The sequence below is a fragment of the Streptomyces sp. NPDC048436 genome (assembly GCF_043200355.1).
GTDB lineage: Bacteria > Actinomycetota > Actinomycetes > Streptomycetales > Streptomycetaceae > Streptomyces.
On record NZ_JBICXP010000003.1, the window covers coordinates 505,563 to 519,301 of the forward strand.

General features: G+C 70.1%; 9 protein-coding genes. 4 read left to right on the forward strand and 5 right to left on the reverse strand.

Going from position 1 to position 13,739, the window contains the following annotated elements; translation table 11 throughout:
• The first annotated feature begins 29 nt into the window (after window positions 1-29).
• From ACGFX9_RS13285 to fxsT, 3 genes are read left to right on the forward strand one after another with little or no spacing between them, the layout of a single operon-like run.
• Window positions 30-1,082 (forward strand): AAA family ATPase, encoded by a 1,053-nt coding sequence (locus ACGFX9_RS13285; RefSeq protein ID WP_393469560.1) that lies wholly within the window; start codon window positions 30-32, stop codon window positions 1,080-1,082.
• Window positions 1,072-2,085, forward strand: coding sequence for an SAV_2336 N-terminal domain-related protein (locus tag ACGFX9_RS13290; protein WP_393469563.1), 1,014 nt, complete (start codon window positions 1,072-1,074; stop codon window positions 2,083-2,085). The genes ACGFX9_RS13285 and ACGFX9_RS13290 overlap by 11 nt, the downstream gene beginning before the upstream one ends.
• Window positions 2,072-5,410, forward strand: coding sequence for an FxSxx-COOH system tetratricopeptide repeat protein (fxsT, locus tag ACGFX9_RS13295; protein ID WP_393469566.1), 3,339 nt, complete (start codon window positions 2,072-2,074; stop codon window positions 5,408-5,410). Before ACGFX9_RS13290 ends, fxsT begins: the two co-directional genes overlap by 14 nt.
• A 33-nt stretch (window positions 5,411-5,443) precedes the next feature.
• On the opposite strand, the gene ACGFX9_RS13300 is transcribed toward fxsT, so the two are convergent.
• Window positions 5,444-6,235, reverse strand: coding sequence for an aldo/keto reductase (locus ACGFX9_RS13300; protein ID WP_393470478.1), 792 nt, complete (start codon window positions 6,233-6,235; stop codon window positions 5,444-5,446).
• Between the two features lie 190 nt (window positions 6,236-6,425).
• On the opposite strand from ACGFX9_RS13300, the gene ACGFX9_RS13305 reads away from it, so the two are divergent.
• The gene (locus tag ACGFX9_RS13305; RefSeq protein ID WP_393469569.1) at window positions 6,426-6,893 is read left to right on the forward strand and encodes an SAM-dependent methyltransferase; all 468 of its coding nucleotides are present in this window, start codon (window positions 6,426-6,428) and stop codon (window positions 6,891-6,893) included.
• Window positions 6,894-6,921: 28 nt separating this feature from the next.
• Here ACGFX9_RS13305 and ACGFX9_RS13310 read toward each other — a convergent pair whose 3' ends face one another.
• The 4 genes from ACGFX9_RS13310 to ACGFX9_RS13325 all read right to left on the reverse strand — a co-directional run bounded on the left by ACGFX9_RS13310 (window position 6,922) and on the right by ACGFX9_RS13325 (window position 13,679).
• Entirely contained in the window at window positions 6,922-7,710 is a 789-nt protein-coding gene (locus tag ACGFX9_RS13310; protein ID WP_393469571.1) for an ABC transporter ATP-binding protein, read from the reverse strand.
• Window positions 7,707-10,466: an ATP-binding cassette domain-containing protein gene (locus tag ACGFX9_RS13315; RefSeq protein ID WP_393469574.1), complete on the reverse strand. Its 2,760-nt coding sequence runs from the start codon at window positions 10,464-10,466 to the stop codon at window positions 7,707-7,709. The genes ACGFX9_RS13310 and ACGFX9_RS13315 overlap by 4 nt, the downstream gene beginning before the upstream one ends.
• A 15-nt stretch (window positions 10,467-10,481) precedes the next feature.
• Entirely contained in the window at window positions 10,482-11,744 is a 1,263-nt protein-coding gene (locus ACGFX9_RS13320) for an ABC transporter substrate-binding protein (protein WP_393469577.1), read from the reverse strand.
• A gap of 111 nt (window positions 11,745-11,855) precedes the next feature.
• A complete protein-coding gene (locus ACGFX9_RS13325) occupies window positions 11,856-13,679 on the reverse strand; it encodes an AMP-dependent synthetase/ligase (protein ID WP_393469580.1) in 1,824 nt (607 codons plus the stop codon).
• Window positions 13,680-13,739 lie beyond the last annotated feature (60 nt).

Below are 13,739 nucleotides of genomic sequence, written 5' to 3' on the forward strand. Positions count from 1 at the left end.
GAGTACGGGGAGTGCGGGGAGCGTGGAGCGTGCCTGACATCGACGGGACGGCGCCCAACTGGCGCATCTACTCCGGGAGCCGCATCCCGCACGACGGCATCGACCGCCTCCCGGCCCCGCCCCCATGGCGCACCTTCACCGGTGGCCCGGCCCTGAGCACCCCGCCGGGAGACTCCGGCAACCCGCACGCTGCCGTCAGCTACCGCCCCGGCGAGGACGCGATCCGCCAGGTCAACGCCGCGCTCTATCTGCGCAGGCCACTCCTGGTGACAGGTGCGCCAGGCACCGGCAAGTCATCCCTCGCGTACGCGGTGGCCCATGAACTCGGCCTCGGCAAGGTCCTGCACTGGCCGATCACCAGCCGCGTCACGCTCCGGGACGGCCTGTACGAATACGACCCGCTCACACGCTTGTACGCCGCGGAGCGCGCCCGCCGCGAGGACGTGAACGGCTCCCGGGGCGACGACATCGGGGACTATCTGCGCCTCGGGCCGCTCGGTACGGCGCTGCTCCCGTACGAGCGCCCCCGCGTCCTGCTCGTGGACGAGATCGACAAGAGTGACATCGACCTGCCCAACGACCTTCTCACCATCTTCGAGAAGGGGGCGTACGAGATCGTCGAGCTGGCCCGTCGCGCGGAGCCGACGGCCAGAGTGATGACAGCCGACAGCACGACCGACCGCGTCGAGATCCGCGACGGCACGGTCAGTTGTCGCGCCTTCCCCCTCGTAGTCATGACGAGCAACGGCGAGCGTGAATTCCCGCCCGCGTTCCTGCGGCGCTGCGTGACCGTGGACCTGAAACAGCCCGCGAGCGTGGCGGAGCTGACAGCGATCGTCCGCGAGCACCTCGGCCCTGTGGTCGAGGGCGAGGGGGGTGAGCTGCCCGCGGGTGCGACGGAGATCATCGACCGCTTCTTCGAGCGGCGCAGCGGTGGGCTGCTCGCGAACGACCAGCTCCTCAACGCCATCTACATGTGCCATCATGCCTCGTTCAGTGAACACCCGGAAACGGTGCGGCAGTTGGCGGACCAGGTGATGCCGTTCCTGAGCAGCGAGGCGACACGCTCCGATGGAGACTGAGCGACTGCGGAAACTGCGGGACCTGCTCGACACCCTGGGGCCCCAGGTCACTCCGCTGGAGCTCGCGGAGATGCTGTGGCTCGCGGAGCGGCTTCCTCCGGGCGAGGGGGGTGGTGAGGGCGAGGGCGATGGTGCCTACTCGCACGCTTTGCGGCCGTCGCTCGAAAGGGCGGGATACGCGTCAGTTTCGCAGGTGCGGTGGCCACGTGATCCGGAGGCCAGTGACCCGGACGCCGGCGATGCGACGGACGGCCAGGATGCGCCCGGCGACCCGTACCGCGCGGCCCTGCACATCCCGCGCGGCGCCCCCCGGCCCGGCACCGACGCCGAGGACGTCCTGGTCCCCGCCCCACAGGCCTTGCGCCACGAACTGGAGATCCAGCGCGCCCTGCGCCCGCTCAAGCAGCGTGTCCCCGACCGGCGCCGCCGCGTCCTGGACGAGGAAGCGACGGCCGCGCGCGCCGCACTCCACGCCGGTCTGCGCCCCTGGGCCCCGGTCATGGTCCCGGCCACCGACCGCCTCCTGAGCCTGGCCCTCGTCGTCGACACGAGTCCGGCGATGGAGGTGTGGCGCCCGCTCGCGCGCGAACTGCGCGAGGCGATGCAGCGCACCGGTGCCTTCCGGGACGTACGGCTCTGGCACCTGGCCGACCTCGGCGCGAGTGTCGGTATCCGCTCCTCACCCCAAGGCCCCGCACTGGCCCCGGCAGCCATGGTGGACCCGACGGGCCGCCAGGTGACCCTGGTGCTCAGCGACTGCTCGGGCCCGCACTGGTGGGGCGGGCGCACGGCCCCCGCACTGCGCCTGTGGGCCCGGCGTGGCCCCACCGCCATCCTGCAGCCTCTGCCCGAACGCCTCTGGCGCCGCACAGCGGCCCCCGCGATCCCCGGCAAGGCGATCGGCGTCCCGGGCGCACGCCCCCAACACCGCACTGCGTTTCACCCCGCACGACGGCAGGGCGGGACGCCACGCGCCGGACGCGGTCCCTGTGCCCGTCCTTGAGCTGGCTCCCGAGTGGCTGGCCGACTGGGCGGGGCTGGTGGCCGCGTCCGGCGATCAGCACCGGGACACGGCGATGGCGTACGTGAGCGCGGCACGACCACCGCACGGCCAACCACTCGCGGCGGAGGGAGACTTGACGATCACAGAGCGGATACTCCGTTTCCAGGCAGCGGCCTCGCCCACGGCGGTGGACCTGGCGGCGCATGTCGCCCTGTCGGTGCCCGCGCTGCCGGTGATGCGGCTGATCCAGCAGCGGGTCACGCCTGGCTCACGTTCCAGCGACCTCGCCGAGGTTCTCCTGAGCGGCCTTCTCGAGCCGGTCGATCCGGAGCGGGGCCTGTACGACTTCGTGCCGGGTGCGAGAAGCGCACTGCTGGAAACCCTGCCCCGCCCCGAGTCGCTGGCGGTCGCCGAACTGCTGAACCGGATCGGCGCGGAGATCGAGACCAGGGCCGGCTCGACGACCCGGGCCTTCAGGGCTGTCGTGCCGGTGGCGGAGGGGACAGGGGGCCGGGCACTCGGGGATGCGGGCCAGCCCTTCGCGCTGGTGAGCGAGGAGGCGTTGGGGCTGCTGCGGGGGCGGGCGATCCGGGTGGCGGAGCGTCCGGTGGGCGACGAGAGCGCTGTCAGCGGGGCGGGGCCGGATCCGTACGACACCGAAGGTGGGACCACGCAGGTCCACCCGCCTTCCCTGCTCGGGGGCTTCGACCCGCCCGCGACCGTCGCGTGTCCGCCGGACCTGACGAATGTGGAGGCGTGGCAGCGGTTCGTCGGCCGGAGAGATGTGCTGGAGCGCTTGGACCGGGAAATGTTCAGCCTGGGGCCATGGTCCGCGGTGCACCATGGGGTTGTCCTCCATGGGTCGGGCGGCGTGGGCAAAACCTGGCTGGCGGCGGAGTGGGCGGCCGGGGTGGCCCGGGGCGACGCCATGGGGCCGGTGTGGTGGGTGAACGCGGGGTCGCCCGCGTCGATCGTCAAGGGCCTCTCCGGCCTCACCCGGGCCCTGCAGCCCTCGGTACCGGACTTCCTTGCGAGGGAAGGGCGTTGGGAATGGGCGCTCCAGTGGCTCACCTCGCACGAGGGCTGGCTGCTCGTCTTCGACGGTGTGGAGAACCCCGAGGACGTACGCGTCCTCCTGTCCCGCCTGGGCTCGAAAGGGAATGTACTGATCACCAGCCGCCAGGCCACCGGCTGGGAGGGGATCGCCACACCCATGGAGCTGGACGTTCCCGAACTCGCCGAAGCCGTCGCGATGTTCCGCCGGCGCGCGGACGGGGAGTCCGCGGACGTGGAGCGTTTGTGCGAAGGCCTCGGGCGGTCTCCACTCGCGGTGGCGCTGGCGGCCGCGAACATCGCCGAATCAGAGATCTCCGTCGGTGCGTACCACGCCATGCTTGAGGTGGAACAGGACGAGCTGCGGGACGCCGAGGGCAAGGGGTCCAAGCCGCTCAGCCTCGGCGACAACGTCAGGCAACGCCTGCGAGCCGCCAACGCTCACCCGGCGAAGCAGCTCATGCAGATCCTGGCTTGGTACGGCCCCGAACCGATTCCCGTGGATCTCCTGGCCGGAGCCCAGTTCACGGAGTCACAGGTCTCCGATGCGTTGGAGCTTCTGATGAGTCTCCGTCTGATCGAGACCCAGGCGGCCGGGACGGTCGGTATGCCCCCCCTGGTCGCCGGCATCGTGCGCGTCAGCGAACCGGGCCACCAGGGGGTGAGCAGTGCCCGGGAGATTCAGGCGGCCCGCCGAGCGGCGGCGCGCTGCCTCGCGGACGCGCTCCCCGACGATGCGGACGACCCAGCAGGATGGCCACGCTGGCGCGCTCTTCTGCCGCACATCGAGGCGTTCGCCGGTCATTCCCCGTCCGAGGACGACGACGTGGTCTTCGGCTTTCTGCTCGCGGAGACCGCACGATTCCTCATGGCACAGGGCCAGTTGGAACGGGCCCTGGACTTCCTGCGGAGAGCGTCGGAGTCCTTGCAGAGAATCCTGGGTGCGGAGGATCCCCGAGCGCGTCGCGCCACGACGTGGCTCGCCGGAGCGTATTTGTCCTCGGGTGACACACCGCGGGCGCTTGCGCGATTCGAGGATGTACGGGCCGCGATGGAGAGGGCGGGGAGGGCCGAGGACGACCCCGAGAGGCTCGCGCTGCGAGCGGAACTCGCCGGCGCGTACCTGGTGTCGGGAGCTACGGGGCGGGCGATCAGGGAGCTGGAGGCGACCCACTCCCTCGCGGTGCGGAACCTGGGCGAGGACCACCCGGCGACCGTTCCGGTGCTGGCACGGCTCGCGGGCGCCTACCTGGCTGACGAGGAGTGGGACCGCGCGTTGTCCGCCTATCAAGAGGTGCTGGATGCATACCGGCGCGTTCTGGGCGATCTGTCGCCGCCCACGCTCGCCGCGCGCGGGGAGCTGGCGCTCGCGTTCGACAGGGTGGGGGACACGACGCGAGCGTTGGTGGAGCTCGAGCAGGTGGTGGGCGGTTACCGGGAAGTCCTGGGCGAGGGCCATCCGCGTACGCTCACGGCTCTGGCGGCCTTGGCCGGGGTGTACGAGCGCGAAGGAGTTCTGGGCCATGCCATAGCGATGTACGAGGACGCTTTGGCGCACAGCACCGAGGCCTTCGGGGACGAGCATCCGGAAACACTGGGCCTGAAGGATCGGCTGGCTCGCGCCTGCGTGCTGGCCGGGGACTTGGAGCGGGCGATTCCGCTGTACGAGGAGGGTCTGTCCAGCAGGGGCGAGGCCCTGGGCCACGAGCACCCCGAGACGCTTCGGGCGGCTGCGGCGCTGGCCGAGGCCTACCGGCGCGGGGGGATCAGGGAAAAGGCGATCGCGTTGTACGAAAGGACGCTGGCCAAACGGATCAGTGTCCTGGGGGAGTCGCACGTCGAGACCCGAAGGGCATACAGCGATCTGGCCGAAGCGCTGTTGGAGGGCGGAGAAGTGCGGCGCGCCATCGCGTTGTTGGAGACGACGCTGGACGAACGTATGACCAGCCTGGGCGACGTCCATCCAGGAACCGTGCGCACACGCCAACTGCTCGCGGAGGCCTACCAGCGGGCCGGAGAGCCGGAAGCGGCGAGCGTGCTCCATCAAGTGGCACTGGCCGGTCTGAAGAGCTCACTGGGTGAGGATCACCTCCGGACCCACGAGGCCAGGTCACATCTCGCGCATTCCCTCGCCGTGGACGGCGACATGGAGGGCGCCATCAGGCAACTGAGCCGGGCCGCCGAGGGCTTCGCCCGCGAGCTCGGCGAGGACGCCGCGGAGACAGTCGCCGCCCGCGATGCCCTGGCCCGGTGGCAGGAGCTCCGCTCCTGACCACCGGACCAAGGCCGCACACGAGGGATGCCCTCAGGCCACGTCGAACGCGGCCGGATCCGGCCCCAGCCGCCGGTCCTCGTTGAGGGCGCTGATCGCCGCCATGTCCTCGGGGTCCAGCTCGAAGCTGAAGACGTCGATGTTCTCCTTGATCCGCGACGGTGTCACGGACTTGGGGATCACCACGTTGCCCAGCTGGATGTGCCAGCGCAGGACGATCTGGGCCGGAGTGCGGCCGTGCTTCTGGGCGATCGCGACGATGGCCGGGACCTCAAGAAGGCCCTTGCCCTGGCCGAGCGGGGACCAGGCCTCCGTGGCGATGCCCTGTTCCGCGTGGAACTCGCGGGAGGCGCGCTGCTGGAGGTGCGGGTGGAGTTCGATCTGGTTGACCGCGGGGATGACCGACGTCTCGGCCAGCAACTTCTCCAGATGCTCGGGCAGGAAGTTCGAGACGCCGATGGACCTCGCCCGGCCGTCGGCCTGGATCTTCTCGAAGGCCTTGTACGTGTCCGCGGCGAGGTTCTTGGACGGCAGGGGCCAGTGGATCAGATACAGGTCCACATGGTCGAGTCCGAGCTTCTCCAGGGACGTGTCGAAGGCGCGGAGCGTCGAGTCATAGCCCTGGTCGGAATTCCAGAGCTTCGTCGTGACGAAGAGCTCCTCGCGCGCGATGCCGGAGGCTGCGATCGCCTTGCCGGTGCCCTCTTCGTTGCCGTAGATGGCAGCGGTGTCGATGCTGCGGTACCCGGCCTCCAGCGCCGTCGTGACAGCCGACGCGGCCTCGTCGTCCGGTACCTGCCAGACGCCGAAGCCGAGCTGCGGCATCTCGACGCCATTGTTCAGGATGATCGGGGGGACCTTGCTCACGAGCTCTCGATCCTTAAGTCGTCGGGTGGTACTCCCATGGTCAACGATCACATGCGGTGCCGCATTCCATGACCGGCCATTTTCATCCGGTCGCAACGTCGGCCGAAGAGGCTGACCGAAGGGCTGACCGAAGAGATAGAACCTTGTCATGCCTAGCTTCGAGATCACACCGATAGGTACAGTCCGCAACGACCGAACGGACGTCCAGCACACGGACAACTGGGGAGCCGTCCGCAGCACGATCACCGTCGACGAGCGCTTCGGCGAGGCGTGTCTGCAGGGTCTGGAGGGCTTCTCCCACGTGGAGGTGCTCTTCGTCTTCGACCAGTTCCCCGAACACGACGACCACCGCGAGCCCCGCCCCTACCGAGGCCGCTCCGACCTCCCGCCCGTCGGTGTCTTCGCCGGCCGCGGCCCCCGCAGGCCGAACCGCATCGGTGTGACGTGCTGCGCCGTCGAATCCGTCCACGGCCGCGAACTGACGGTGGTGGGCCTCGACGCGGTATCGGGCACCCCGGTCATCGATGTGAAGCCGACGATGGCGGAGTTCCGTGCGGTGGACATCAAGCAGCCCGAATGGGTCAGCCGCCTGATGTCGGAGTACTTCCGGCCGTAGACGGCCGGACGGCTGGACGGCTGGACGCCTAAGCGGCGCTTGTCCCGAGGTACGCGTCGCGCACCTTCGGGTCCGCGCGTACCTCGGCCGCCGTGCCCTCGGCCAGGACGTGGCCCAGGTCGAGGACGACGACGCGGGCGCAGAGCTCCATCACGAAGGCGACGTTGTGCTCCACGAGAAGTACCGCGCAGCCTTCCTCGTCCGCGAGGTGCCGTATGACGGCCGACAGTCGGCCTCGCTCATCGGCCGCCATCCCGGAGGCGGGCTCGTCCAGGAGCAGCACCCTGGGTGGGTCCGCCAGCGCACGCGCGAGCTCCACCATGCGGGCCTGGCCGACTGGCAGGGCGCCCGCGTAATCGTCGGAGAGGTCCGCAAGTCCGCACTCGCGCAGGACAGTTGACGCGCGCTTCCGTCGCTCCCTCTCGTGCGTACGACGGGTGGGAGCGGCAAGGAGATCCGCCGCGAGGCCGCCGCCACCGCCGCGCCACTCCTGCGCGACGAGCAGATTGTCGGCGACGGTGAGCTGTCCGAAGAGCTGCTGGCGCTGGAAGGTGCGGCGCATGCCGTGGCGGGCGCGCCAGACGGGGGAGCGGCGTGTGACGTCGACGCCGTCGAGCAGGACGCGCCCCTGGTCGGGGCGGCGGATTCCGGACACGACGTCGAACAGGGTGGTCTTTCCCGCCCCGTTGGGGCCGATGAGCCCGCAGACCTCGCCGGGGCGCAGATCCAGGTCCACCTGGGTCAGGGCGTGGATGCCGCCGAAGCGTACGCCGATGCCGTGGGCCTGCAGTATCCGGTCGTGCGCGCGCTCGCTCATGGCTGTCCCACCCCTTCGGCGTGACCGGCGTGACCGGCGTGCCCCGCGTGGCCCCGCGCGGCGATACCCAGATAGGCCTCGGTCAGCTGGTCCGCCCGTACCTCTGAGCGTGGACCGCACCAGGAGACGCGGCCTTGTGCGAGGTAGGCGACGGTGTCCGCGACGCCGAGGACCTCCGCCGCCTTCTCCTCCACCAGCAGCAACCCCGTTCCCGCGTCCCGGAGTTCGGCGAGGAGCCGGAAGACCTCGTCGACCACGCGGGGGGCGAGGCCGAGGGACGGCTCGTCGGCGATCAGTACCTTCGGCGGGCGCTGGAGGAGGGGCGCGAGGGCGAGCATCTGCTGTTCTCCTCCGGAGAGGGAACCCGCGGTGATCCTTCGCCGGGCGGCGAGGCCGCTGAACCGGTCGTAGACGGCTTCGCGCTCGGCCTTGTCGGGGAGGTGCAGCGTGAGGTTCTCCTCGATGGTGAGGCCGGGGAAGATGCCGCGGCCCTCGGGGGAGAGGGCGACCCCCGCCCTTGACCGCGTGACGGCGCCGCTGCGTGTGGCGTCCGCCCCGGCCACGTACACCCTGCCCCCGGTGGGCGCGAGGAGTCCCGCGGCGAGCTTGCAGGTCGTGGACTTGCCTGCTCCGTTGGGGCCCAGGAGGGCGACGATTTCGCCGGGGTGGACGGTGAGGGTCACTCCGTGGAGGACGGGGGCACCGTCGTAGCCCGCGTGGACGTCACGCAGGGCCAGGGAGGGCGGGGTCTCTTCCCCGATCCCGCCCCTTCCCGAAGCTGGGGGCTCCGCCCCCAGACCCCCATATCGGCCTTCGGCCTCGTCCTCAAACGCCGGACGGGCTGAAGATCCCGCCCGCCTCCGATGCATCCGCACAGAAACCGCCGCGCAATACCCATCCGGATCATTGGCCAGCGCCAGCCCCGCAAGGCCGAACAGGATCACCGGCAGCTGCACCGACTCCGTCACGTAGTCGGCGACCAGATGCGGCACGATCGCGAAGACGAGCCCCGCCACCACCGCGAACTGCGGCCTGCGTACCCCGGCGGCGACCGCGACAGCGAGCCAGATCAGGCCGGTCATGGCGGTGAAGTCGGTGGCGGTGACGCGGGTGTTGAAGGACGCGTACATCACGCCGCCGAACCCCGCGAGCCCCGCGGACAGCGTGAAGACGAGCAGCTTCGTCCGCACCACCGAGACGCCCGACGCCATCGCCGCCGCCGGAGCGGACCGCACCGCCAGCATCGCCCGCCCCGTCGCCGACCCCCGCAGCGCGCTCAGCGCGGCCACGGCCACCGTCACAAGGAGGACCATCGCCACGCCCATCGCGCGGTCGTCGCCCAGGTCGACGGGGCCGAAGACCGCCCGCGGAATCTCCCACCCGGTGTCACCGTTCCTCAACCAGCCCATCTGGAAAAGGACTTGATCGGCGAGGAAGGCCAGCGCGAGCGTGGCGAGCGCCAGTGACCGCCCGCCGAGCCGCAGCGCGGGGAGCGCGACCAGCGCCCCGAGCGCCGCCGCCGCGCAGGTCCCCACCAGCGCGGCGGCGATGAACGGCCATCCATGGCTCATCAGGAGCCCCGCGACCAGCGCCGCGCCCGTCACGAACGTCGCCTGCGCCAGGGACACCATCGCGCCGAGCCCCGTCACCACGGTGAAGGAGATGAAGACCAGCGAGATCGCGAGGCCCTGCGCGAGGATGCCGCTCCAGAAGGGCGTGGTGACCGTGTAGAACGACAGGGCGAGCAGCGCACCGCCGACCGCCCATGGCCCCCAGCGCCTGATCCAGGACCGCCCCGCCAGATAGTCGATCGGCGGCGCGTCCACCGCCGCCGTGCCCGCCGTCCGCTGCCGCCGCGTGAGCAGGAGCAGCCCGGCGAAGAGGATCAGGAAGGGCACCGCCGTGCGGAACCCGGTGATCTTCTCCGCGAAATCGGCGTACCCGGCGACCAGATTCTGCAGCACCCCGAGCCCGAGCCCGCCCGCGAACGCCAGCGGAATCGACATGAAGCGCCCGAGCACCGCCGCCGTCGCCGACACGAACAGGAAGAGGGTGAAGTCGTGCGACGAGAGCCCCAGCAAGGGCGTGGCAAGGACGCCCGCCAGGCCCGCGAGGCCCGACGACAGCATCCACGCCACCGACGAGAGCCGGTCCGCGCTCATGCCCCGCAGCTCCACCAGCGAGCGGTTGTCGACCGCCGCGCGCAGCCGGAGCCCCAGCGGTGTGTGCCGCATCAAGGCCCACAGGCCGAGCGCGACCGCGGCCGTCGCTACCCACGTGATCAGTTGGTCGGAGTCGATGCCCACGCCGTCCATCAGCTGCCAGGACCTGGCGGGGCTCGGCCCGACGCCGGGTAGACCGAACTGGTTCTCGGCCGGTTTGACGGACGCGCCCGCGTCCTCAAGGAGCTCCACCACCCACAGTCCGAGCGCGGGCAGCGCGACGAGCAGCCCGATCGTCGCCACGATCTGCGCGGTCTCGCCCACCCGCGCCAGCTTGCGGAACATCAGCCGGTCGAGTCCCCAGCCGAGCGCGGGCGCCACGACACAGACGAGAAGGAGCGCGGTCGGCACGGCCGGCCAGCCGAAGCCGGAGTGGAGTTCGTAGAAGGCGAGCGCGCAGAGGTAAGCGGTCGCGCCGTGCGCGAAGTTGAAGAGGCCGGATGCGGAGTAGGACAGGACGAGGCCCGTCGCGAGCAGCGCGTAGAGGGCGCCGGAGACGAGACCGCTCAGCACGAATCCCAGCAGGTCGGACATGGGCGACGCGCCCCTCTACTTGAAGGGGATGGGTTCGTAGCACTTGAAGGGCGCCGAGACCGCGTACTTCCCGCCCTTCAGCTGCACCATGGCCCCGCAGCCGAACGACTCCTTCTGCCCCTTGGGCAAACTGCGGTCGCCGACCATCGTGTCCTTGTCGGAGAAGCCGTTCGCCGCCCGCTGGAAGGAGGAGACGGTCAGGTCCTTGCCCGCCTTCTCGGCAATCGAGAGGAAGAGGTCAGCCGACATATAACCGGTCATCATGTGCATGTTGAGCGGGACGTCCTTGCCCGCCGTCTTCCTGATGTCCGCCTTGAACCGCTTCATGTCCGCGGTGTTCTGCTCGAACGGCTGGAAGGCCAGCAGGATGTGCACGCCGTCGAGCGCCTCCTTGGTGGCGCTCTTGGCCAGCAGGCCCGGGTCGTAGTCCGTGGGGTCGGTGATCACGCCCTTGAAGCCGGAACGCTTGACGGCCGTGAACAGGCCGATGTTGTACGGGGTCTGCATGACGGAGACGACGACATCCGGCGCCTTGCCGCCATCCGAGCGGAGAATCTCCTTCGTGTACGCCGACCAGTCGCTCGGCACGGAGGTCGCGGGCACGGTCGACTTGGCGTACGTCACCTTGTAACCGGCGGCGGCGAAGCTCTGCTTGTAGGTGCGGATGGCGAAGGTGCCCGCGTCGTTGTCGTTGGCCAGGATCGCCACCGACTTGCCCTTGGAGCCGTCGGTCACCTTCTTCAGGCCCTCGGGCCAGCTCTGCGTGATGGTGCCGCCGGGCATCGGCACCATGCAGCCGCCGAATCCGTACATGTAACTGGGGCCGCAGAACGGGGGGATGGTGCCCCAGCCGAACGTCGGCACCTTCTGCTTCTGGAGGAAGTCGGCCCCGGAGAAGGTGACCGAGCTCATCGGCGCGATCGCGAACACCTTGTCCTGCTGGACGAGTTTGCGCGCCGCCGCCAGATTCTTCCCGGGGTCCTGGCCGTCGTCCTCCGCTCCCAGGTAGTCGATCTTCCTTCCGTGTACGCCGCCTTCGGCGTTCGCGCGGTCGAAGCGGGCCCGGGCGCCGAGGTCGGTGTCCTTCTTGCTGTATCCGCTCGCGGTCGTCATGGAGACGATGCCGCCGACTTTGACGGAGTCGGCGGTCACACCCCGTACGGATCCGCCGTCCTTGCCGTCGCCGCCCGAACCACTGCTGGTGGAGGCGGAGTTGCAGGCGGTGGCGAGCAGAGTTGCGGCCACGGCGGCGGTGATGGTCCGGATAGTTCGCGACACGGGCGAGCCCCCTCCGACGAAGTGGGGCTGATTCTGTGCGCGACCTGATGAACCGTCAAGAACCGCCGCAGCAATAATTGACGCCCCATCAGATCTCAACGAGCCGCAGGGTCAAGACCGGTAGAGCGCCTCGACCTCAGCCGAGTAGGCGTTCTCGATGGCCTTGCGCTTCAGCTTCAGCGAGGGCGTGAGCAACCCATGCTCCTCGGAGAACTGATGAGCCAGTATCCGGAACGTACGGATCGACTCGGCTTGCGAGACAAGGGTGTTGGCTGCCACCACGGCCCGCCGCACCTCGGTCTCCAGATCCGGGTCGCGCACCAGGTCCGTGGGCGACATCGGAGGCTTGCGGCGCATGTTCAGCCAGTGCTCGACGGCCTCCCCGTCCAGCGTGACGAGCGCCGCGATGTACGGGCGGTCGTTGCCCACGACGATGCACTGCGCGACCAGCGGATGGTCGCGCACCCGCTCCTCCAGCTGGCCCGGCGAGACGCTCTTGCCGCCGGAGGTCACCAGGATCTCCTTCTTGCGCCCGGTGATCGTGAGGTAGCCGTCCTCGTCGAGCGCGCCCAGGTCACCGGTGGCGAGCCAGCCGTCGTGCAGGGTCGCGTCGGTGGCCTTGGGGTCGTTGAGGTAGCCCTGGAAGACGTTGCCGCCGTTCAGCCAGATCTCGCCGTCGTCCGCGATGTGCACGGTGGTGCCGGGGATCGCCTGGCCCACCGTGCCGTAGCGGGTGCGCTCGGGCGGATTGGCGGTCGCGGCGGCCGTCGACTCCGTCAGGCCGTACCCCTCGTAGATCTCGACGCCCGCGCCCGCGAAGAACAGACCGAGCCGCCGGTCCATCCCGGAGCCGCCGGACATCGCGTGCCGTACCCGGCCGCCCATGGCGTCGCGCACCTTGGCGTAGACGAGCTTCTCGAAGAGCTGGTGCTGCATGCGCAGGCCCGCCGAAGGGCCGGGACCGGTGCCGAAGGCCTTGGCCTCCATCGCGTCCGCGTACCGCACCGCGCACTCCACGGCCTTGTCGAAAGGACCCGTCTTGCCGTCCTTCTCCGCCTTGCGCCGCGCCGCGTTGAACACCTTCTCGAAGATGTACGGCACGGCCAGGATGAAGGACGGGCGGAACGCCGCCAGGTCCGGGATGAGCGCCGCCGCGTTCAGGCTCGGCTGGTGGCCCAGTTTGACCCGGCCCCTGATCGCCGCGATCTGCACCATCCGCCCGAACACGTGGGCAAGCGGCAGGAAGAGCAGCGTGGTCGCCTCGTCGCCGCGCCGGGAGTGGAAGACCGGCTCCCAGCGTTCGATGACCGTCTCCGCCTCGAACATGAAGTTCGCGTGGGAGATCAGACAGCCCTTGGGGCGGCCCGTGGTGCCCGAGGTGTAGATGATCGTGGCGATCGAGTCGGGGGTGACCGCGCGGCGGTGGCGGTTGACCACCTCGTCGTCGATGTCCAGGCCCGAGTTGTTCAGTTCGCCCACGGCGTCGGCGTCCAGCTGCCACAGCCTGCGCAGCTGCGGCAGCCGGTCGATCACCGAGCCGATCGTCATCGCGTGGTCCTCGTGCTCGACCATGGCGGCCGACACCTGCGCGTCGTGCAGCATCCAGAAGACCTGCTCGGCCGACGAGGTGGGGTAGACGGGCACCACCTGGGCGCCGACCGTCCAGAGCGCGTAGTCGAACAGTGTCCACTCGTAGCGGGTGCGGCACATGATGGCCACGCGGTCGCCGAAACGCACCCCTTGCGCGAGCAGCCCCTTGGCGAGCGACATCACCTGGTCGCGGAACTCGGCCGACGTGACGTCCTGCCACACTCCCTCGGACTTGCGGCCGAGCGCGATGCGGAGCGGATCCTCAAGGGCATGGTCGAACACGACGTCGGCAAGGCCGCCCACCGGCGGCGCCGACGCCAACGGAGGGTTCGTGAACTCGCGCAATGATGCTCCTTGTGGCGCTCCGCACAGCGCCGGTGACGGTACCCCACCGCGATGCCCGGC